This window comes from Paraburkholderia phenoliruptrix (genome assembly GCF_902859825.1).
Classification (GTDB): Bacteria; Pseudomonadota; Gammaproteobacteria; order Burkholderiales; family Burkholderiaceae; genus Paraburkholderia; species Paraburkholderia phenoliruptrix.
In genome coordinates this window covers 20527-40746 of the sequence record NZ_CADIKB010000047.1, presented here as the reverse complement: position 1 = coordinate 40746, position 20220 = coordinate 20527, and the positions used below count along the sequence as shown (strand labels likewise).

The following is a 20220-nucleotide window of genomic DNA, read 5'->3' as shown; positions in this document are numbered from 1 at the left end:
GGATGGTGGTTCGTCTTGCCGTCATTGCCCGGATCCTCTGCTGTGTTCGTGTTAATGTCCGCTTTAACACAGCTTGCGAGTATCACGAAATCGTTCTTGGCTTGCGCATACGGCGTGGGTACTCACGGAAAAGGCCGGCCTCACGCCGCTGTTCAAACAGGCAGAGCCTTCGCGACGCAATGCGCCCGAGCGGGCGGCGAAGCTGATGCTCGAGTTACTCGGTCTGGAGCGTCAAGGCCGGCATTACGAACTGCTGGAAACCCGACGCGAACTGCAGGCGCTCAACACGGCGCTGTACGCCGCCTATATGAAGACGCGCTGAGCTGGCACCCCGGAGCATGACACGCACAACCTCTCACACCGCTCACAAGTGGGCTTTCGCCAAGCGGTTCCGGCGTGGCGCCTTCGGCTGGAAATCCGCGTTGCCGATCCAGCGTCTGAAAGAAGCGCTGGCGGAGATCCGGCAGATTGCTCGCGCAGATCCTGTTCTCGCCGCGGACGGCGCGGTCGCCTTGCTCGAAAAGCTTTCGCCCGCGCTTGAACACGTAGACAGCTCGTCGGGGGCAATTGGCACCGCCGTGAATCGCGCAATCGACGCGCTTGTGCCGGTCATCGGCGGGGTGGACGTGCCCGCTCCGGTCCGGATGCGTTGGCTGGAACGCCTGTTTGACGCGCTCCAGGACGACCCGATGCCGTATATCGAACAGTTGGGCGATCGCTGGGGTGACCTGTGTACGTCGCCCGACATCGCGTCCTTATGGGCAGACAGGTTGTTGCCGATTACAGCGCGCGTGATGGGCGCTGAAGGACTGGGAGAGCATTTCGCGGGTACCACCGCCTGCCTGAGTGCGCTCAATGCCGCCCGGCGCCATGCGGAACTACTCGCTCTCGTGGATGGCGCGCGCCTGAACTGGTGGGGGTATCGCCAGTACGGGGTGGATGCACTGATCGCATTAAATCGTTCGGCTGAAGCACTGCGTTACGCGGAAGCGTCGAGGGGGCTGAATGCGCCCACTGCCGCCATCGCCCGCAAATGCGAAGCGATCCTTCTGTCGTCGGGCATGATGGACGAGGCCTATCGGCGTTACGCAATCGAGGCCAATCAGGCCACCACGCATCTCGCGACATTCCGTGCCATCGCAAAGAAATATCCGGACAGGAGTTTCGACAGCATTCTCCACGACCTTGTCGCGAGCAGTCCCGGCGCAGAGGGGAAATGGTTCGCCGCCGCGAAGGACGCCGGCCTGCTCGATCTGGCGGCGTCGCTCGCGATGCGCGGCCCCACCGACCCGCGAACCCTGACGCGAGCCGCACGCGATTTCGCGCAGCGCAAGCCTGAATTCGCAGTGGCCTGTGGCACGGCAGCGCTGCACTGGATGGCCGCAGGCTTCGGGTACGAAATCACGGGGAGCGATGTGCTGGATGCCTACGGCGCGCTGGCGGATGCGTCCCTTGCTTCCGGCATGGAACTTGACCAGTTCAACAGGCGTCTGCGGGAGCAGTTTGCGGCCATTCCGGGGCATTCGTTCGTCGCCACGGTGCTGGCGCATCATTGGGTCGCATAACGTCGCGATGCATCCCGGTTACGGGATGGACGGTTTTTGCATGGCCCGAGCGCCGGCGTCTTGTCATCACAACGGGTCCCTCCCGGTCGTGTGGGACAGGCACCCGTTTTGTCGCCGATGACTGGACTCAAGCGCAAAGTGGCTGGAAATGGCAGTTTTACGACAGGCAGAAGTCAGCACAGGACTTGCATCATGGAAGAGTACAACCCCGGGTGTGCGCCCGAACCTGAATCATGGCTCGAACTCGACGAACAGGAGCGAATTGCTCTCGTCGACACGTATCACCGGGTAGCCCGGATCAAGCTTCCCAACGTCACGGCACACGCTGCACTACACGCGATCGTCGAAAACCAGATCGCCCTGAACCTTGAGCCCGTGGTCCGGGCGATGGATCGCCTCGGGAAAGAAGGACTTACGCGACACGACGCGGTTCACGCGATCGGCTCAGTCGTCGCAGAGCATCTGTTTGATATTTTGAAGACGGATCAGAACGACGATGCTGCGACTTCGCAGGCGCGTTATTACGCGGCGGTGGAGCGGTTGACCGCCGCAAGCTGGCGCAGAGGTGAACACTGATGCCGATACCATCGAAACTTCAACCGTGGTTTGAAGCGAGGCAGCGTTTCAGATTGAGCCATGCTCATATCCAGATGGCGCGCGAACTGGGATTGAATCCCCGAAAATTCGGATCCCTGGCTAACGGGCAGCAGGAGCCATGGAAGCGCCCCCTCGCAGAATTTATCGCGCACTGTTATCACAAGCGCTTTGGTCGTGCTACGCCTGAACACGTGCAATCTCTGGAAGAAGTCGTGAAGCGTGCGGACGCCCGGCGCAATGAGCGGCGGGAAAGAAAAACGAACAGAGCGGTTCCTCCGACAGGGCCGCAACGTAGCGATGACGGATCGAGCGATAAGTTGCCGGAGCTCTGCGCACGCGGCGGTGAATAGGGTTCGAACGGAACGGACATGACGACCGTCTGGGTGGGCGACGTGGACCACTTGCGCCTAGGCTGCTTCTACTTTTACTTCCAAAACGCTTCTACTTTCGCTTCATTGCACGACTATACGCCGAAGTTGAAGAAACGCACGGCGTTATTGCGCAAGCTCAAAGAGGTGTTCCGGCGTGAGCGGGTTTCCTCTCGGGCACCGCGCGAGCAGCTTAGTCCGTTCGGACGTTCGGATCCGCCGAAAACGCTCTATCAACGCACCCCGCGGCTCGGGATATGCATTCACACCTCAAAGAATTTCGTCCGCATAGAATTGACCGATCTACCACAGAGACAAAGAGGTCACCGGCCATGCCTGATCAGCCGACAGCCGGCGCAAGCGAACGCGCGCCTTACCTTGCGCTAGTCGAGGAGCTCATTCGATACGACACGACCAGCAGTCATTCGAATCTCGGCCTGATCGAAGCAATCCGGGATCGCCTTCGAGCCCACGACGTCGAAACGCTTCTTGTCTATGACCGGTGCCGGCAAAAGGCGAATCTGTTCGCGACGCTGCCAGCGATGCACGGCGAGACGAATGGCGGCGTCGTGCTGTCGGGTCATACCGATGTCGTTCCGGTGACCGGCCAGCACTGGTCGAGCGCCCCCTTCGACCCTGTTGTCCGCGGCGAGCGACTCTACGGCCGCGGCTCGTGCGACATGAAGGGGTTCATCGGGGTGACGCTCGGCTTGCTGCCCGAAATTCAGCGGCGTGCGCTGCGCGAGCCGATTCATTTCGCATTTTCATTCGACGAGGAAGTCGGCTGTCTCGGCGCGCCGTTGCTGCTGGCGGAACTTGCGGACCGCGGCATCCGCCCGGCTGGGTGCATCATCGGAGAACCGACGAGCATGCGGCCCGTCGTCGCGCACAAGGGCAACAATGCTTACCGATGCTGCGTGAAGGGTCTGGCCGGCCATTCGTCCCGCACGCCGAGCGGCGTCAATGCGATCGAATATGCGGCGCGGCTGATCTGCCACATCCGCGAGGCCGCCGATCTACTTCGCCGCAACGGCCCGTTCGACCGCGCCTTCGACGTGCCATTTGCGACGGCGCAGACCGGTATGATCTCGGGCGGCATCGCGATCAACACGATTCCCGAGCAGTGCGAGTTCTTCTTCGAATATCGCAACCTGCCGTCAGAAGATCCAGAACGCTTTTTCGAACAGATCGCCCGCTACGCTCGCGAGCAACTGGAACCGGAGATGCGCGCGGTGGCCGACGAGGCGTCGATCTCGTTTGAAAAAGTCGGCGCGACCCTGGCACTCGACAGCGCGGAACAAGCCGCCATCACGCGACTCGTGCGGAGCCTGTGCAACGACTTCGAGACACGCAAGGTGACCTACGGCACCGAGGCCGGCCTGTTCTCGCAGGCTGGCATTCCGACCGTCATCTGCGGCCCTGGCAGCATCGACGATGCCCACAAGGCGGACGAATCCGTCGAGTTGTCGCAACTCGCGGCATGCGACCACTTTCTGCGGCAGGTTCTCGACACGCTCACCGCGCACTGAAGCACGCCAACGTCATTGGCCATCGAACAGGATCGCCTCCAGATCGTCGTGCTCTTCCGCGGGCTCATGCAACCGGAGCGTGGCTTCGATATGTTCGAGATGCTCGATCATCACTTTTTGCGCCAGCTTCAGGTTGCCCGCTTCCAGCGCATCGATCAGGCGCGTATGTTCGTCATGCGGACACGCCTTCGCCGTCGGCGCGTTGTAGAGCAGGATGGTCAGGCACGTGAGCATCTGCAGGCCGCGCATCGTACGCTCGACGAAGCGATTGCCCGACACCTGCGCGAGCATCACGTGGAATTCGCCTGAAAGCCGTACCGTGGCGCGCCGGTCATCACGCTTACGGGCCTCGTCTTCCTGTGCCACATGCGCGCGCAAACGCGCCAGGTCTTTCTTCGTCGCGCAACGGCACACCTTTTCGATGATCGGCAATTCGATCTGACGCCGCGCCTCGAATAACTCGCGCGCCTCCTCCACCGTCGGGCTCGCAACAAAAGCGCCGCGATGCGGCACGATCGTCACGACAAGTTCGTGTGCCAGTTGCTGCAACACCGAGCGCACCGTGGTCCGGCTCACGTTGAAAATACTGGCGAGCCGGTCTTCGGAGAGCTTCGTGCCGGGCTCCAGCCGATGCTCCGAAATCGCATTCATCAAGCGCTCGTAAATCACGTGGCGATGCGCGCCGTCGAAGGAGCCAGCCACTTCGTTTTCGGCCGTCTTCACCCTCTTCTTATCTGTCGGCATGAAAGGGTCCTGGTAATGAACAGAATCACGACAAGGGCAACGTACGCGGTTGACTACACCAATTGCACTGCCTCGCCGCAGTGCAGATTATCGCCGATATGCACACAAGTTATATGCCACATTGTATTTTTGTTGCGAAAGCAAATTGTACGACCGTGTCCGTCCTTCCTTGCAAGTTCAGGCTATAGATTGCTTAAATGCGTGATGCCCAGTCACTGTGCCGAGCGCAACATGACGGTGCAGAATCGGCCCTCTGGCCACATTGTGGTGCGTTTTTCGAAGACAGGATAAGACACAATTGTGTACACGTTTTAGTTTTATCTAAAACAATATCTTCGACATCCTGTAAACAAAGCGATGCGCTTGAGCGCATGCGAAGCCTCGCTCGCTGGCACGGTCTTCGCTAGACATCGTCAAGCCCTCGCGTGCGGCAAGCCGTCTGCCCAAGCGATTCCCTGACTCCCAGATCCTGTCATGCAAAAATTGCTCCTGGCGCACGGCAGTGCGCTTTCCAATCTCGCGTTGTTCGTTGCGGTCGATACCGGCCTGTTCGAGCGTCATGGCCTGCAGGTCGAAGCACCGCCGCTGGCACAGTTCAGCTCCACCGCCGCATTGCTGAGAAGCGGAGAGGCTGATCTCGGCACCACCGGCTTTACACAGCCGCTGGTCGATCATGCCCGGCCCGATCCGCTGCGCATTGTCGGCGGCAGCGGCAAGCTCGGCATGGCGCTCGTGGGGCAGCCGGGCCTGTCGATGAGCGATCTGCGCGGCCAGCGTGTAGGAACTTTCGCCGACGATCCAATGGAAGTCCTGCTGCACGATGCACTGCGGGTACACGGCATGGACTCCATGCAGATCGACCGCGTACTGTACCCATCGCTCGCCGAGGCGCTCGACGAGCTGACCGCCGGCCGCCTCGCGGCGCTGACGTTGATCGAACCCTGGATTTCCCGCCTTCGGCTGCGCGGCTTCGAGATGTTGTGCGACGGTTTGCATGCCTGGGGCAGCGACTATCCCGACACGCTGCTCGTCGCCCGCAAGAGTTTTCTCGACGCGCATCCCGAGATCATCTGCGCGGCCTTACGCGCGATGCTCGACGCGCAGGAAGCGATCACGAACAATCCCCGCGAAGCCCTGCGCGCCAGCGCGTACCGCTACCCCGAATTCACGCTCGACGAACTGCTGACCGGCATCGTAGCGCAGCCGCCGATCATCGATATTCGCCCGCTTCGCGAGTGCATTCTCGCACGTGCCCGGTCGCTGGAAGCGCTCGGACGAATGCAGGTTTCAGGCTCGATCGGAGAGATTTTCAGCTTCGACCTGCTGGCACAAACGCTCGCGCAGTCGCCTGCGGAAACTTTCATCTCCCCATCTGCCGTTGAATCTCTCTAAGGACCACGCGATGTTCAGGAAATTTGTTCAGCAAGACCAGAATGGTTACCCATTGACCGAACTTGGCAGTACGCGACGCGAATTCCTGATGCGCGGTGCGTGTCTGGCCGGCGCCGCGGCGTTGGGGGGTGCCTATCTTCCACAGGCCATGGCGGCCGGTCCGCTGACCCTCAAGGCGACGCACGGCACGGGCCTCTGCAATTGTCCGTTCTTTCTCGTCAAGGAACGCAATCTCGCGCAGGGCGTCACCCTCGACTTCGTGACGACGCCGTCGAACGCCGACATCGCCGCGCTGTTCGGCGCGGGCGTGGTGGATGTGTCTGTCGTTCCGTACACCAACTTCATGACGCTCTACGATGCCGGCGCACCGATCAAGATCGTCGCAGGTTCGGGTGTACAGGGCTGCGTGATCGTCGCGCAGCCGGGCATCACGTCAGCGGCCCAGCTGCGCGGCAAGACCATCGGCACATTCCAGGCCGATACGCTCGAAATGTTGCCCTACGACTACCTGAAGAAAGCCGGCATGAGCTTCGCCGACGTGAAGGTGCGCTACTTCGGCACGTCGCCGGAGCTGGCGCAGGCTTTTATCGCCGGGAACGTCGATGCGATGTGCCACATCGAGCCTTACGCAACGCAGGCATTAAAAGCACGGCCGGGCTCTGTGCAACTCTCGAACGGCGTTGACGTCTACGGCGCGAACTACAGCGACTGTGTTCTCGCCGTGCGCAGCAAGCTACTACAAGAAAACCGCGGTGCGGTGAAGGCGCTGATCAAGGCGATGATGGTCGGGCAGCATCAGGAAGAACTGGACCGCGCCTCGGCCGTCAAGGACACCGTCGGCAAGTACTTCAAAACGAGCTACGACGCCACGCTCGACGCGGCCGCGAAACAGCCGGCGATGATCGATCAGCGCAGCAACCAGAATTTCATCCTGCAGCGCGCGCAGAATCTGAAGGACCTGCGCTATATCAAGCGACTGCCTGGCCCTGACATGTTCGACTGGGGGCCGCTCAATGAGGTGATCAAGGAAAATGGCGATCTATATGGCCAGCTCAAGCTGAAATCCGCATGAAAGCCGATCCGACGACCCTCTTCGCGCACCGGCGCGTGGTGCGTCCGGCAGCAAGTGGCCGGCCACGCTCCAACCTCGTCCGGCGACTCGTGCCGCTTGGCTGGGGAGTCGCCTCGCTGGCGTGCTTCATTGCCGCATGGGAACTGGCATGGGCGGCAGGCTGGGCAGATCCGCTTCTGTTGCCGCCCCCGCATATCTTCCTGCGCAACTTCGCGTCGCAGGCGCAGTACTTCATTCCGACCGACGTGATTGGCGAGACTTCCAACGCGACCGCGCTGAAGTCGCTCGCCATGACCATCGTCGCAACCACGTTACGGGTATTAAGCGGGCTGGTGCTGGGCTTCGTCTGCAGCGTCGCGATGGGCGTCGCGATCCGCTACTTCCGCCTGTTCGGCAATCTCACCTTGCCGACGATTACGCTGCTGGCGCCCATCTCGCCGATTGCGTGGCTGCCGGTCGCGATCTTCCTGTTCGGAATCGGCAATGCGCCAGCCGTCTTCATGGTCTTCATTTCGCTCTTTTTTGTCATGACGGTCTCGACGATCAGCCAGATCGACAACGTCAGCCGTACCCACCTTAACGTTGCCGCGGTGATGGGCGCGACGCGCGCGCAGACGTTCCGCCATGTGATTCTGCCGGCGATTTTGCCGTCGCTCTTCATGGTGCTGCGCATGAACCTGTTCGGCGCGTGGATGGTGGTGCTGGTGGCGGAAGCGACCGGCGTCGGCAGCGGGCTCGGTCAGGTCGTCATGCTCGCGCGCAATACCTTCAACTCGAGCCTGTCGTTCTTCACGATGACGCTGATCGGCGTCACCGGCTTCGCCTTCGACGTTGCGCTGCGAATCGTTCAGCGCAAGGTGCTGTTCTGGGTGCCAAATAACGGTTTGGGGAAATGATATGAGCCAGAACAAATCAGCTTCCGTGCAACCGCCGCTCGTCACCTGCAAGGGCGTCGGCAAAACATGGCAGACAGAGGGCGCTCCGTTCGTTGCCTTGCGTGATATCGACCTGGATATCGCGCGCCGCGAATTCGTCGTGTTCCTCGGTCCAAGCGGGTGTGGCAAAAGCACCCTGCTCTATCTGATCTCAGGACTGGAACAGGTATCCAGCGGCCGCATCATGTGCGGCGGCGCCGAGGTAAGCGGACCGGGCACGGACCGTGGACTCGTCTTCCAGGACGCCTCGCTCTTCCCGTGGCTGAGCGTGGGCGAAAACATCACCTTCGGCCTGAAAATGCAGCACATGCCCAAGGAAAACCGGCGGCGCATCGCAGAGGAAATTCTCGAGCGTGTCGGCTTGTCCGAAGCCATCGACAAACGGCCCGACCAGCTCTCGGGCGGCATGCGCCAGCGTGTAGCAGTGGGACGCGCACTCGCGCTGAAACCCGAGATACTGCTGCTCGACGAGCCGTTCGCCGCGCTGGACGTGCAAACGCGCGCGAAGATGCAGGACTTCCTGATCCAGGTCTGGCAACGAAGCAATGTATCGATGGTCTTCGTCACTCACCACATCGACGAAGCGATCGCGCTCGCCGACCGCATTGTCGTGTTTACGGCACGCCCGGGGCGCATCAAGACTATCATTCCGGTCGATCTTCCTCGTCCGCGAGACACGCGCAGCCGGGCGTTCCACGATCTCAGCGTCCACCTGACCGACCTGATGCGCGACGAAGTCGATCGCGCCTTCGCCGAGCAGGAGCGGGTCCGATGAATCGGCTGGTAACCCTGAGCACACTTCGGGTCGCGGCACTGCAATTGCCTCCCTGCACGACTGATCTTGCCAGCAATGAGGCCGTGGCATTTGCCGCCGTGCACGCCGCCGCCGATGATGGCGCCCAGTTGATCGTCTTGCCCGAGCTCTCGATGGTGCCGTACTTCGCGAGCGCGCCGGGCGGGCAATATCGTGACTGGGCGGAGCCCGCCGACGGTCCCCTCGCCGCACGCTGCGCCGCGCTGGCCAGGAAGCGTGGCATTGCGCTGTTCGTACCGTTCTACGAAATCGATCGGGCTAGTGGCCGGTATCACAACGCCGTGCTCGGCTTCGACGCCGACGGCAATCCGCTGCGCGCCGGTCCGGTTGCGCGCAAGCTTCACCTGCCTGTCGGCGACGACCCGCCGCCCGGCTACGACGAAGCCGCGCACTTCACGCCTGGCGACACACTGCACGTCGTGCAGGTAGGCGCGTGGCGCATCGGCGTTCTGGTCTGCTACGACCGCCGCTTTCCAGAATGCTGGCGCGCGTTGCGTGCGGCCGGCGCCGATCTCGTCATCGTGCCCGTCGCCGGCAGCGGTGGCGACGATATGGATTTCTTCGTCGGGGAGCTGCGCACGCACGCGCGGGAAAATGGGCTGGCAGTCGTTTGCGCGAACAAGATCGGTGACGAATTCCTCGATGGAGTGCGCATCGACAACTATGGCGAGTCGTGTGTGATTGCCGCCGACGGCGCTGTACTCGCCCGCCGGCCCGGCAACGAAGGACCTGGCATCGTCAGCGCGACGCTCGCGCATGCAGAGATCGCGGCGACCCGCGAAAAGCTGTCTTACTTCGATCATCGGCGTGTCGATCTATACGACACACCATCGTTCTGAAACACTCCTCCATTCAGGTAAAAGCAACCATGTCCGAAACATTGATTGTCGCTGGCTGGATCGTCAAGGGCGTCTCCGACCGGCACACCGCAGAGGTCATCCGCGACGGCGCGCTGTATCAACGCGATGGCGTCATCGTCGAGATCGGCGATGCGCAGCAGCTGATCGCAAAGTATCCGAACGCGCCGCGTCTCGGCTCGCCCGATACGGTGTTGCTGCCTGGCTTCGTCAACAGTCACCATCACGTCGGCCTGACGCCGCTGCAACACGGCTCTCCGGATCACGCACTGGAACTGTGGTTTGCAAGCCGGATGGGTACGCGCGAGATTGATCTCTATCTCGACACGCTCTACTCCGCGTTCGAAATGATCGCGTCCGGCATTACCACGGTGCAGCACATCCACGGTTGGCGGCCGGGTCCATTGTCGTCGATACATGAAGCCGCTTCAGGCGTTCTGAAGGCGTATCAGGAAATCGGTATGCGCGCCTCGTACAGCTTCGCCGTGCGCGAGCAGAACCTGCTCGTCTACGAATCCGACGAAGACTTCGTTAAACGTTTGCCGGCGGACATCGGAGCGAAGCTCGCCGCGCATCTGAAATCGCAGCGGGTCCCTTTGGCCGACCATCTGCAGTTGTTCGACATGCTCACGCGGGACAACGAAGGCCAATCGCTGACCCGGATTCAGCTTGCACCTGCCAACCTGCACTGGTGCAGCGATGAGACGCTGCTCGCCATCAAGGAACGCGCCGACAAAGCCGGCGTACCGATGCATATGCATTTGCTCGAAACCGCCTACCAGAAGGAATACGCGCGCCGCCGGACGGGCAAGACGGCGGTCGCGCATCTGAACGATCTCGGTCTGCTCGGTCCGTCGCTAACCCTCGGCCATGGCGTGTGGCTGACCGAAGCAGACATCGAGATGGTCGCGCATACCGGCACCTGCATCTGCCATAACTGCAGTTCGAATCTACGGTTGCGAAGCGGCGTCGCGCCGTTGAACGCGTTCGCGAAGTATGGCGTGACGGTCGGGATGGGGCTTGATGAAGCCGGCATCAACGATGATCGCGACATGCTGCAGGAGATGCGCCTTGCGTTGCGCCTGCATCGAACGCCCGGCATGGACGACGACGTGCCGACCTGCCCGCAGATACTGAAGATGGCCACCGAGGATGGCGCTCGAACCACCCCGTTCGGCGCACAAATTGGTCGCCTGGAAACCGGACGCCTGGCCGATCTGGTGCTGATGAACTGGAAGACGGCCACGTATCCATATCAGGACGATAACATACCGAAGCTCGATGCGCTCATGCAGCGCGCCAAGACCAATGCGGTCGATGCCGTGATGATTGCCGGCGAAGTGGTGTACCGGGATGGCCGGTTCACGCGCGTGGATCGCGATGCGATCCTCAACGAGATCGAACAGACTCTCGCGAAGCCGCGCAACGAGCTGAAGCAGGCGGAGCGGGAACTGGGCACGGCAGTGTTCCCTCATGTAAAGGCCTTTTACACCGACTATTTTGCTGAAACGCCGCCGCGTCGGCCGTTTTACGCCCCTTCATCCCGGAACTGATGGACCGAATGACAACGCAAGCCCTTTTGGAAGCGATCGACGATCGCTTCGACGCCGAAGTCGAATTTCTGGCCGCGCTCGTTCGCGAGCCCTCCGACAACCCGCCGGGCGATTGTGCGGGTCACGCCGATCTGACCGCCCGCGCGCTGGAAGGGCTCGGCTTTGAAGTTGAGCGACACATCGTGCCGGCAGACGCTGTCGCTCAGGCTGGCATGATCAGCGTGACGAACCTGGTGGTTCGGCATCGCTTCGGTGACGGTCCGACGATTGCACTGAACGCACACGGCGATGTCGTGCCGCCCGGCGAGGGCTGGTCGAGCGATCCTTACGGGGCCGAGATTCGGGACGGTTATATGATCGGACGCGGTGCGGCAGTCTCGAAGTCCGACTTCGCCACGTACGCTTTCGCATTGCGCGCGTTGATCGAGACGGCTGCCCCGCTGCAAGGCACCGTCGAACTGCATTTGACCTACGACGAGGAAAGCGGCGGCTTGCTGGGTCCTGGCTGGCTGCTTGCGAACGCCATCGTAAAGCCCGACTTCGCGATCTGCGCCGGTTTCTCGTATGCGATCACGACCGCTCACAACGGTTGCGTGCATCTCGAAGTCACCGTGCGCGGCAAGTCCGCGCACGCTGCTCGCCCCGACACCGGACACGACGCGCTTGAGGCGGCCACAGCGGTGTTGCAGGCGCTCTATGCGCATCGCGCCGAACTGGCCACGATTCGCTCGGCGACCACCGGAATCGAGCATCCGACACTCGTAGTGGGGCTGATAGAAGGCGGCATCAATACCAACGTCGTGCCCGATCGGGTGACCCTGCGGCTCGATCGGCGCGTGACGCCGGAGGAAGACGCGGCTGCCGCGCGAACGCGAGTGGAGGAAGTCGTGCGGCGCGCTGTCGCCGGGCTGCCCGGCATCAGTGTCGAATTCCGCGAGGTGCTGATCGCCTCGCCGATGCGGCAGTTGCCCGGCGCGGAGCAGCTCGTCGCCGCATTGCAGGCGGCGGCTCGCGTCACAATCCAAACGGAGATTACGGCGGAAGGTGCGCCGCTCTATACCGATGCCCGCCTGTACTGCGAAGCCGGTGTGCCGACAGTGATCTACGGAGCCGGACCTCGCACCCTCCTTGAGGCAAACGGACACAGGGCGGACGAGCGGGTGGCGATAGAAGATCTGAGGCGGGCTACGAAGACCGTCGCTCTGGCACTCAGCGATTTATTGAAGCCGCTGTAGGCGATCACAAATAGCGCTAGCTGTTGCAGTTCATTAATTATGCTAGCCGTGTTCGCAGCATTTGCTAGCGCAATAAGTCCCACGACCCACGACGAATAAGGGTGGAGAACCGATTTGTAGGCTTTGCTATCTGTTGCGTTTCGGCAACGGCTGGGCGCCTAAATGTCCGTTAATTTTGCTAGCGCGTTCGACGTGTCCTTTAATTCTGCTAATGCCTTTGGACGAAGGTCGACGAGGAGCGGCGGTGACGGACGCGAACGAGAGAAGCAGCCGCGTTGAGAAGGTGGCATCGGTGCTTCGACCATTGGGGCGAGGACCGCTATCGCGAGAACAGGCAATTCTCGCCGGGCATCTGCTCGACGTGCATTGGACGACGGTGTATCGGCTGCGGCGGAGGTTCCTTGCAGACCCTGTTGCAAGCTCCGTCGCTCCGTATCGTCGAGGCCCTTCACTGGGCGGCGGTCGGTTGGGGGACAACGTTGAAAAAGTGATCGACGAAGTAGTGCATGTTTGGCTTCCGAAACAACGACAACTGGCCCATCCTGCAACGGATCTCGTGCTGGAGGTCCAACGCAGATGTTCGCTTGCTGGACTCCAACTGCCGAGTCGAACGACGATCGGACGGCGATGGGCGAAGCATCGTGAGTTGGACGCTTTAAAGCGTGCGGCGCTCCCCGACGCCCTGCAAGCGCCAGGGTCGCTAGTCGCCAAATATCCCTTGGAGATTGTCCAGGTCGATCACACACAAGCGGATGTGCTCTTGGTGAGCGAGTACGACCGACGGATCATCGGCCGTCCGTGGCTAACCATTGCTCTGGACGTTGCGACCAGGTGCGTGTTGAGTTTCTACGTAAGCATGGATCGTCCAGGGGCAGCAACGGTGGGTTTGCTCCTGACACGGGCTGCACTACGCAAGGAGCCATGGCTCGAGAAGATCGAAGTGGACGCGGAATGGCCGATGAGCGGAATTCCAAAAGTCCTGCACCTCGACAATGCTGCCGAGTTCAAAAGCAGGGCTCTTCGCAGCGGCTGCCGGGAATACGACATCGACCTTATGTATCGTCCCGTAGGGCGTCCCCATTTCGGTGGCCATATCGAGCGCCTGAATCGAACTCTGATGGAAAGGGTACGAGGTCTACCGGGGGCGACCGGGTCATCTCCGAAAGGACGTAAGGCACGACAGTCGGAAAAGACGGCTGCTTTGACCCTGCGTGAGTTTGAGCAGTGGCTTGCAATCGAGGTCGCCAGACGATACCACCACGCCGCACATCGCGGGCTGCTTGGGGCGACACCAGCCGACCTATGGAAAATGCAGGTGCGTAGTGCGGATGCGCGACAATTGCCGGCAACTGGGGGCGCTGAGCTCAGGTTCCTGATTCGCTTCTTGCCTGCTGCGTCAAGGACAATACAGGCGTATGGATTGACGCTCTTCCATATTCGATACTGGCATCCGATATTTGCTGCGTGGCGCGAGACCCGACGCACTGTCACTGTTCGGTATCACCCGGAGGACCTCTCGCGCATCTTCGTGACTGCAGGAACCGGCGACTACCTCGAGGTCCGATACGCAGATATGCGGCGCCCGGCGATTTCCCTGTTCGAACAGCGAACCGCCCTAAAAGCAATTCGGTCGGAAGGACAGAACACGGTTTCAGAGGCGCAGGTCTTCCGAACCATAGAGGAACAACGAAGCGTGATCGCTAACGCAAGGCGGATCACCGCCCGTGCACGCAGGCGGTCACGGAAAAAGTATGTGCCGTTGGAGGAGGTGCTCGAAAGAGTCGTGCACTCGCGGAGTGAGGCGTCGGAGCACGAGGTTGAGACGGTCGATTACGATGCACCTGTTCAGCCGTTCGATGTCGAACAGTGGTGAGGTGGAATATGAAAAATGGCACGCTCACGCATTTACTGCCGGCCGCCAGAAAGCAGGCAGAGTTGGGGAACGACGAACGTATTTCAGGGCTTCTCCGCGACCGCTGGATCGACTACCCGCGCGCCACGGAAGCCTTGCAACAACTTGAGCGTCTATACGAGACGCCACGCCGCGATCGGATGCCATGCCTGCTTTTGCATGGCGATTCAAATATCGGCAAGACTAAAATCACCGCCAAATTTCGGCGTGCGCATCCCAACGAATTTGACGAACGGAGCGGGGTAGAGCGTTGTTCGGTCGTTTCCATGCAGATGCCACCGACTCCAGACCAGCATCGATTTTATTCGGGCCTTCTGTTCGAGCTAGGCGCTCCGCACAATGCTGCAGCTGGTCTGGCCTCTTTGGAGCGGTTGGCGCGTGACATCCTCAGACGCGTATCTCCACGGATGCTGGTTGTCGACGAGGTCCATCATCTGCTGGCGGGCAGCTATCGCGAGCAGCGTGCGGCCCTGAATCTTCTTAAATTCCTCGCGAATGACCTACAGATCAGTATGGTTCTGGTCGGAACACGCGATGCTGTATTGGCGCTTCAAACCGATACTCAGATGATCAGCCGTTATACGCCATTTGAGATCCCGCGCTGGCGCGAAAGCGAAGGTCTACGACGGCTGCTCGCCGCGTTTGAGCGGGTGCTTCCGCTGCGCAAACCGTCGGATCTCGCTCGACGCGAGATTGTTCAGTTCGTCTTGAGCGCGACTGGAGGACTAACTGGTGAAATATCTTCACTTCTGAACAACGCCGCGGAGCTGGCGATTCGCAATGGCGACGAATTGATCAATATGACGCACCTTGAGCATGCCTGCCGAATCACGCAGTAACTCGGGTCTCTGGCCGGTCGCTCCAAGGCCCTTCTATGAAGAGGCTTTCGGAGGCTGGCTTGGCAGGGTGGCGGCACGCTATCAGGTCAGCGTTGGGGCGCTTTGGGAAATCAGCGTTTCAGAAGAGATGCCTGTGCTGGGAAGCGCAGGATGGATACTCTTCCCGACAATATCGCCTTTTACACTGCAGCAATTCGCGACGCTCGCGCGTCTTGATGTTGCCAGGTTGAGCCACATACAGACGCCGCCAGCATGGCTTGCCGAACGTCGCTGCATGCCTTACTGCTTTAGATGCTTCGTGCTAAATGATGCAGATGTGTCGGCTCCCCGTTGGAAACGCGAGTGGCTTGATCCAACAGCTGAATTCTGCAGCGTACACCACAAGCTCTTGGAAACGGTTCCGGCGTCCGTGTTCAGGGTATCAAAGCATTTCGATGCTGCGCATCGGGCGATCAGCCGCTACCGCGAGAGACGCTTGTTTGCGGATACCGGTCGGCGGCGCTAGCAGAATTAATGGACAGCATTAGCGCTCCTATGAACACCGCTAGCAAAATTAACGATCTCCAACACATAGTCCCGTCGGCTCCCGCTCAAGCAAGGTTCGCGAACCCGCGGTGCTCCGCAACGTAACGCAATTCGTTCAGCAGCAGGGTGAAGGCCGAGGAGGCTTGACGCCGACTGGGGTAGTAAAGGTGGTACCCTGGAAATGCCGGGCACCATTCTTCAAGAATGCGCACCAGCTCGCCGTCCAGGATTGACTGCTCGGCCTGATCCTCGATCACGCAAGCAAGGCCAAACCCCTCGATCGCCGCTTGCATGACCATCGTCATGTCGTTAAACACGAGTTGTCCGTCAACGCGCACGTTGAGGTCGCGACCGTCTTTCGCAAATTCCCACACGTATAGCCCCCCGGCTGTAGGCAACCTCACGTTGATGCAGGCGAATCGGGGCAAGTCGTGTGGGGTGTCGGGAATGCCGTGAGTTGCGATATAGGCGGGTGCTGCAACCACGGCCATCCTGAGATCGGGACCGATTCGCATAGCGATCATGTCGCGGGCAATAGACTCGCCAAGCCTGACTCCGGCGTCATATCGCTCGGCGATGATGTCCGACAAGGCGGAGTTGATGGAAACCTCCACCTTCAAGTCAGGATGCTCTGGAAGAAGTCGTGCCACCGCAGGCCAAAGCACTGTTTGTGCAGCGTGTCGACTGCTTGTGATCCTGATTGTTCCAGACGGCTTGTTCGAGAGTTCGCCCAGTTCCGTCAGTGTGGCATCGATGCCGTCGAGAGCGGGCCGAAGCGTTTCCAGTAAGCGCTCTCCTGCTTCGGTGGGCGCGACGCTCCTTGTGGACCGATTGAGCAGACGAAATCCCCGCCGCGTTTCCAGGCGGCGAATTGTGTGGCTCAGCGACGATTGCGACGTGCCGAGCTTGGCTGCGGCGCGCGTGAAGCTGCGTTCGTCGGCTACCGCGAGAAACGCGAGCAGATCGGCGATTTCGTCCCGTTTCATATATGAATTCAAAGTATAGGTTCATTGGGATTTTAGCGCCTTATCGACACCCTGCGTGTCCCGTAGACTGGCCTCATTGGGCGCCGCCCCAATCGACTTCAAGGCTAACGAGCGAGGCGAGACCGATATGGCGGCAGCTGCATGGAAGTGCATGGTGCCCGTGGCACAGGCCACGAACACTATCTTTGACCGGCGGGGAGCTCGCGGTTTTCACCCGACGAGACGTAGTCGATCGTGACAGGACGCAGGAGAACATAATGAATCGAGAAGTGATCGTCGTGATTGGTGCCGGAGGTATCGGGCTCGCAATCGCTCGCCGTCAAGGCTTTGGTAAAACGGTGCTGCTTGCGGACTTCAATGAAGACACCTTGAAGACCGCTGCCGAGAGTATGCGCAACTCAAGTTACGCGGTGGAAACCCACACGGTCGACGTGTCATCGCGTGAGTCGGTTCATGCGCTTGCGACAGCTGCCGCCGCGCTTGGCAAGGTCGTTCAGGTGATCAACACCGCTGGCTTGTCGCCCAACATGGCGCCCGTTGAGCGGGTCCTGGAAGTCGACCTCTATGGCGCTGCAGTCGTGTTCGATGAGTTTGAAAAGGTGATCGCGTCTGGGGGTGCCGGTCTGATCATCTCCAGCATGGCGGGGCATATGATGCCCGCACTCCCTCCGGCACAGGACCACGCGCTGGCCTATACACCCACCGATGAATTGCTGGATCTTCCGTTCCTTCAGGCGGATGCGGTGCCCAACACGCTCGTTGCCTACATGATCGCCAAGCGAGCCAATCATCTGCGCGTCCAGGCGTCGGCGATGACCTGGGGTACGCGCGGCGCACGCGTCAACTCACTGAGTCCGGGCATCATCGTGACGCCGCTCGCGCTGCACGAACTGAATTCAAAAATTGGCGACATCTACCGCACGATGGTTGCGGCGTCCCCGGCAGACCGGATGGCGTCACCGGACGAAGTTGCGATTGCAGCGTCGTTCCTGCTCGGCCCTGATGCTGGCTTCATTACCGGCAGCGACCTTTTGATCGACGGTGGGGTGATCGCCGCGATGCGCGCGGGCAAGCTTCCTACTCCCGGCTAAAAATCCCGAAGCACTGAACAGCCGGTGTGGCCTGATCGCAAGGCCGTCACCATACCAAACACCAGCGCTCACGGCCCTGTTCGCTCAACGATGGTTTGCTAACCGACATTGAGGAGAAGGAATCATCAAAGAAGTCATTGTCGTCATTGGTCCGGGATCAATCGGTCAGGCCATCGCTCGCCGGGTCGGCACGGGCAGGCATCTGTTGCTTGCTGACATCCGCGAGGACAATGCCGACGCCGCAGCCAAAACGTTGAGCGAGGCGGGGTTTGACGTCACAACGACCGCCGTCGATGTTTCATCGCGCGCGGCTGTCGAAGCCCTAGTTGCGAAAGCGACTGCGCTGGGCGCGGTCCATGGCGTCATTCATGCCGCAGGCGTTTCGCCTTCGCGAGCATCGCCGGAGACGATTCTGAAGATCGATCTCTACGGTACGGCGCTTGTCCTCGAAGAGTTCGGTAAGGTGATCGTGGAAGGCGGTTCGGGTGTCGTCATCGCATCGCAATCCGGCCATCGTCTACCTCCGCTGACGACGGAACAGAACAAGGCTCTCGCGACGACGTCCGTTGAGGACCTTCTCGATCTCCCGCTGCTCCAGCCCGCTCAGGTGAAGGATTCTCTTCATGCCTACCAGTTGTCCAAGCGAGCAAACTCTCTACGCGTGATGTTTGAGTCTGTGCGGTGGGGCAATCGCGGCGCGCGGGTCAATACCATTAGTCCCGGCATCACCATCACGCCGCTGGCGAAAGATGAATTGTCCGGTCCACGCGGTGCGGGCTATCAACGCATGATCGATGGCTGTCCGGCGAAACGTGCTGGCACGCCGGACGAAGTCGGAAACGTTGCGGCGCTGTTGATGGGGCGCGATGGCGCTTTCATCACTGGCAGCGACGTTTTGATGGACGGTGGTGTTACCGCGTCGTACTGGTTCGGAGAACTGGCGCCTCAATAGCGGTCGCTGCAACGGCCGACGACCCAGTGCCCGGCGGCGACCTCGGTAAGAGCGCCGCCGCGTCTTTAAAGCGGTCGTGGAGGCCCAATGGGGAATTGGGCGGAGATAACGGCAACGTCAGCAATGAGTCGATTACCCGCGAACAGCGCGCACGCGGCGGCTTGTGATTAAGGGGTAACTCGCCGCCGCGCCTCAAACTCTTCAATCAAAGCGATCAGACATGGCATGGTTCGCGAAGTGACCTCACTGGGTCGTTGACTCCACAGCTTATCAAACAGTTCGACCGCACGAATATATTGGTCCTCGGTCCACAGGCGCTGTCCACTTGGCGGCAGTTCGTTCATGCCAGGTGTCTCCGGAGCGCAAAGCGGCCTGCTATTGCGCACGACTCTCAAATACAGATTTAACCACCGGCACCGCGGAGAACGTGTTCGGCCATCCAGCGTAGTACGCTAGGTGAGATACCATTTCAGACGCTTCCGTGCGGGTTAGACCGTTATTTATGGCCCGGCCGAGGTGATAGCTTATCTGCGCAAACTGACCGCTTGTTACCAGCGCGGCAACTGTCACCGTACTGCGATCGCGCTGATGCAGCGCAGGGCGCTGCCACGCACCTTGAAAGAGTGCTTCCTGTTTATAACGGAGAAGCGCTGGGGAACCAGCCGAAACGTTTTGTATTCCCATGGTGTCTGGTTTGGCGCAGAAAAGTCGCGTGCCACTTAGGCGCGGTTCGATGGAAGAGTTTTACCGCATAGGGACGGCTTATCAGTCGCCCCTGATTTCTGCTAGTGCGCAGGGGTGGTCACTCGGTGACGAGCGGGCCGGCGTGATATTGCTCATCAGTCACCGGCTCCATCCACTCGACGTTTTTGCCATCGAGCATTTCGGTGACCGCAAGATGCGACATTGCCGTCGTCGCAGCAGCGCCATGCCAGTGGCGCTTGCCGCACGAACACGACACGACGTCTCCAGCCCGAATTTCGGTTCGCGAGCCGCCTTCGCATTGCGTCCAGCCAACCCCTGAAAGTACGACCAGAGTCTGCCCGAGCGGGTGCGTATGCCAGAAGGTACGCGCGCCTGGTTCGAACGTGACGATGGCGCCGCCAAGGCGCGCCGGGGCCTCCGCCTGAAAGTAGCTGTCGATACGAACGGCGCCGGTAAACCAGCTTTCGGGGCCTTTGATGGACGGCTTGGTGCCGTTACGGACGATGGTTTGAGCTTCTTGTGTCATGGTTTCGTTCCTTTGACGTGTTC

Annotated in this window: 20 protein-coding genes; 15 read left to right on the top strand and 5 right to left on the bottom strand. The window is 60.6% G+C overall.

Annotation, left to right across the window (positions count from 1 at the left end):
• Nucleotides 1-338 precede the first annotated feature (338 nt).
• The 3 genes from HV711_RS28995 to argE all read left to right on the top strand — a co-directional run bounded on the left by HV711_RS28995 (nt 339) and on the right by argE (nt 4059).
• Nucleotides 339-1565: a hypothetical protein gene (locus HV711_RS28995; protein WP_035484427.1), complete on the top strand. Its 1227-nt coding sequence runs from the start codon at nt 339-341 to the stop codon at nt 1563-1565.
• Nucleotides 1566-1757: 192 nt separating this feature from the next.
• Complete coding sequence (locus HV711_RS28990; RefSeq protein WP_035484429.1) at nt 1758-2141, top strand: hypothetical protein; 384 nt, start codon at nt 1758-1760, stop codon at nt 2139-2141.
• Between the two features lie 721 nt (nt 2142-2862).
• The gene (gene argE / locus HV711_RS28985; RefSeq protein ID WP_175145464.1) at nt 2863-4059 is read left to right on the top strand and encodes an acetylornithine deacetylase; all 1197 of its coding nucleotides are present in this window, start codon (nt 2863-2865) and stop codon (nt 4057-4059) included.
• 12 nt (nt 4060-4071) lie between these two features.
• Here the strand turns inward: argE and HV711_RS28980 are convergent, their stop codons facing one another.
• Nucleotides 4072-4803, bottom strand: a complete 732-nt coding sequence (locus HV711_RS28980) for a GntR family transcriptional regulator (RefSeq protein ID WP_035483054.1) — start codon at nt 4801-4803, stop codon at nt 4072-4074.
• 483 nt (nt 4804-5286) lie between these two features.
• Here HV711_RS28980 and HV711_RS28975 point away from each other — a divergent pair, with 483 nt between their 5' ends.
• The 10 genes from HV711_RS28975 (at nt 5287) to HV711_RS28930 (ending at nt 15917) form a co-directional block, all read left to right on the top strand.
• The gene (locus HV711_RS28975) at nt 5287-6195 is read left to right on the top strand and encodes an ABC transporter substrate-binding protein (RefSeq protein WP_175145462.1); all 909 of its coding nucleotides are present in this window, start codon (nt 5287-5289) and stop codon (nt 6193-6195) included.
• 10 nt (nt 6196-6205) lie between these two features.
• Complete coding sequence (locus HV711_RS28970) at nt 6206-7267, top strand: ABC transporter substrate-binding protein (protein WP_051224549.1); 1062 nt, start codon at nt 6206-6208, stop codon at nt 7265-7267.
• Nucleotides 7264-8163, top strand: a complete 900-nt coding sequence (locus tag HV711_RS28965; RefSeq protein WP_051224552.1) for an ABC transporter permease — start codon at nt 7264-7266, stop codon at nt 8161-8163. Before HV711_RS28970 ends, HV711_RS28965 begins: the two co-directional genes overlap by 4 nt.
• A gap of 1 nt (nt 8164) precedes the next feature.
• Entirely contained in the window at nt 8165-8977 is an 813-nt protein-coding gene (locus HV711_RS28960; RefSeq protein WP_035483056.1) for an ABC transporter ATP-binding protein, read from the top strand.
• The gene (locus HV711_RS28955) at nt 8974-9855 is read left to right on the top strand and encodes a carbon-nitrogen hydrolase family protein (RefSeq protein WP_051224555.1); all 882 of its coding nucleotides are present in this window, start codon (nt 8974-8976) and stop codon (nt 9853-9855) included. The genes HV711_RS28960 and HV711_RS28955 overlap by 4 nt, the downstream gene beginning before the upstream one ends.
• Before the next feature lie 29 nt (nt 9856-9884).
• Complete coding sequence (locus HV711_RS28950; RefSeq protein WP_035483057.1) at nt 9885-11426, top strand: amidohydrolase family protein; 1542 nt, start codon at nt 9885-9887, stop codon at nt 11424-11426.
• Between the two features lie 8 nt (nt 11427-11434).
• On the top strand, nt 11435-12661 hold the full coding sequence (locus HV711_RS28945; RefSeq protein ID WP_035483058.1) for a M20/M25/M40 family metallo-hydrolase: 1227 nt from the start codon (nt 11435-11437) through the stop codon (nt 12659-12661).
• A gap of 244 nt (nt 12662-12905) precedes the next feature.
• On the top strand, nt 12906-14534 hold the full coding sequence (locus HV711_RS28940; protein ID WP_035483059.1) for a TnsB C-terminal domain-containing protein: 1629 nt from the start codon (nt 12906-12908) through the stop codon (nt 14532-14534).
• An 8-nt stretch (nt 14535-14542) separates the two neighbouring features.
• A complete protein-coding gene (locus tag HV711_RS28935) occupies nt 14543-15412 on the top strand; it encodes a TniB family NTP-binding protein (RefSeq protein ID WP_035483060.1) in 870 nt (289 codons plus the stop codon).
• On the top strand, nt 15390-15917 hold the full coding sequence (locus HV711_RS28930; protein WP_082201532.1) for a TniQ family protein: 528 nt from the start codon (nt 15390-15392) through the stop codon (nt 15915-15917). Before HV711_RS28935 ends, HV711_RS28930 begins: the two co-directional genes overlap by 23 nt.
• A gap of 85 nt (nt 15918-16002) precedes the next feature.
• On the opposite strand, the gene HV711_RS28925 is transcribed toward HV711_RS28930, so the two are convergent.
• On the bottom strand, nt 16003-16923 hold the full coding sequence (locus tag HV711_RS28925; protein ID WP_035483061.1) for a LysR family transcriptional regulator: 921 nt from the start codon (nt 16921-16923) through the stop codon (nt 16003-16005).
• Between the two features lie 257 nt (nt 16924-17180).
• Between HV711_RS28925 and HV711_RS28920 the strand changes: the two genes are divergently transcribed.
• Both HV711_RS28920 and HV711_RS28915 read left to right on the top strand, forming a co-directional pair.
• Nucleotides 17181-18014, top strand: coding sequence for an SDR family oxidoreductase (locus HV711_RS28920; RefSeq protein ID WP_035483062.1), 834 nt, complete (start codon nt 17181-17183; stop codon nt 18012-18014).
• Nucleotides 18015-18138: 124 nt separating this feature from the next.
• Nucleotides 18139-18966, top strand: a complete 828-nt coding sequence (locus HV711_RS28915; RefSeq protein ID WP_035483063.1) for an SDR family oxidoreductase — start codon at nt 18139-18141, stop codon at nt 18964-18966.
• 167 nt (nt 18967-19133) lie between these two features.
• Here the strand turns inward: HV711_RS28915 and HV711_RS28910 are convergent, their stop codons facing one another.
• The 3 genes from HV711_RS28910 to HV711_RS28900 form a co-directional block, all read right to left on the bottom strand.
• Complete coding sequence (locus HV711_RS28910; protein WP_175145460.1) at nt 19134-19310, bottom strand: hypothetical protein; 177 nt, start codon at nt 19308-19310, stop codon at nt 19134-19136.
• 31 nt (nt 19311-19341) lie between these two features.
• A complete protein-coding gene (locus HV711_RS34015) occupies nt 19342-19650 on the bottom strand; it encodes a carboxymuconolactone decarboxylase family protein (RefSeq protein ID WP_082201533.1) in 309 nt (102 codons plus the stop codon).
• A 118-nt stretch (nt 19651-19768) separates the two neighbouring features.
• Nucleotides 19769-20197 carry a (R)-mandelonitrile lyase gene (locus HV711_RS28900; RefSeq protein ID WP_035483064.1) on the bottom strand — a complete coding sequence of 143 codons (429 nt, stop codon included), beginning with the start codon at nt 20195-20197 and terminating at the stop codon, nt 19769-19771.
• Between the last annotated feature and the right edge of the window lie 23 nt (nt 20198-20220).

Excerpts from the sequence above, each read along its gene's own strand:
- HV711_RS28930 (WP_082201532.1), top strand. The coding sequence starts at position 15,390 with ATGCCTGCCGAATCACGCAGTAACTCGGGTCTCTGGCCGGTCGCTCCA.
- HV711_RS28965 (WP_051224552.1), top strand. The coding sequence starts at position 7,264 with ATGAAAGCCGATCCGACGACCCTCTTCGCGCACCGGCGCGTGGTGCGT.
- HV711_RS28950 (WP_035483057.1), top strand. The coding sequence starts at position 9,885 with ATGTCCGAAACATTGATTGTCGCTGGCTGGATCGTCAAGGGCGTCTCC.
- HV711_RS28925 (WP_035483061.1), bottom strand. The coding sequence starts at position 16,923 with ATGAAACGGGACGAAATCGCCGATCTGCTCGCGTTTCTCGCGGTAGCC.
- HV711_RS28960 (WP_035483056.1), top strand. The coding sequence starts at position 8,165 with ATGAGCCAGAACAAATCAGCTTCCGTGCAACCGCCGCTCGTCACCTGC.
- HV711_RS28955 (WP_051224555.1), top strand. The coding sequence starts at position 8,974 with ATGAATCGGCTGGTAACCCTGAGCACACTTCGGGTCGCGGCACTGCAA.
- argE (WP_175145464.1), top strand. The coding sequence starts at position 2,863 with ATGCCTGATCAGCCGACAGCCGGCGCAAGCGAACGCGCGCCTTACCTT.
- HV711_RS28990 (WP_035484429.1), top strand. The coding sequence starts at position 1,758 with ATGGAAGAGTACAACCCCGGGTGTGCGCCCGAACCTGAATCATGGCTC.
- HV711_RS34015 (WP_082201533.1), bottom strand. The coding sequence starts at position 19,650 with ATGGGAATACAAAACGTTTCGGCTGGTTCCCCAGCGCTTCTCCGTTAT.
- HV711_RS28935 (WP_035483060.1), top strand. The coding sequence starts at position 14,543 with ATGAAAAATGGCACGCTCACGCATTTACTGCCGGCCGCCAGAAAGCAG.
- HV711_RS28900 (WP_035483064.1), bottom strand. The coding sequence starts at position 20,197 with ATGACACAAGAAGCTCAAACCATCGTCCGTAACGGCACCAAGCCGTCC.
- HV711_RS28910 (WP_175145460.1), bottom strand. The coding sequence starts at position 19,310 with ATGAACGAACTGCCGCCAAGTGGACAGCGCCTGTGGACCGAGGACCAA.
- HV711_RS28980 (WP_035483054.1), bottom strand. The coding sequence starts at position 4,803 with ATGCCGACAGATAAGAAGAGGGTGAAGACGGCCGAAAACGAAGTGGCT.
- HV711_RS28970 (WP_051224549.1), top strand. The coding sequence starts at position 6,206 with ATGTTCAGGAAATTTGTTCAGCAAGACCAGAATGGTTACCCATTGACC.
- HV711_RS28920 (WP_035483062.1), top strand. The coding sequence starts at position 17,181 with ATGAATCGAGAAGTGATCGTCGTGATTGGTGCCGGAGGTATCGGGCTC.
- HV711_RS28945 (WP_035483058.1), top strand. The coding sequence starts at position 11,435 with ATGACAACGCAAGCCCTTTTGGAAGCGATCGACGATCGCTTCGACGCC.
- HV711_RS28995 (WP_035484427.1), top strand. The coding sequence starts at position 339 with ATGACACGCACAACCTCTCACACCGCTCACAAGTGGGCTTTCGCCAAG.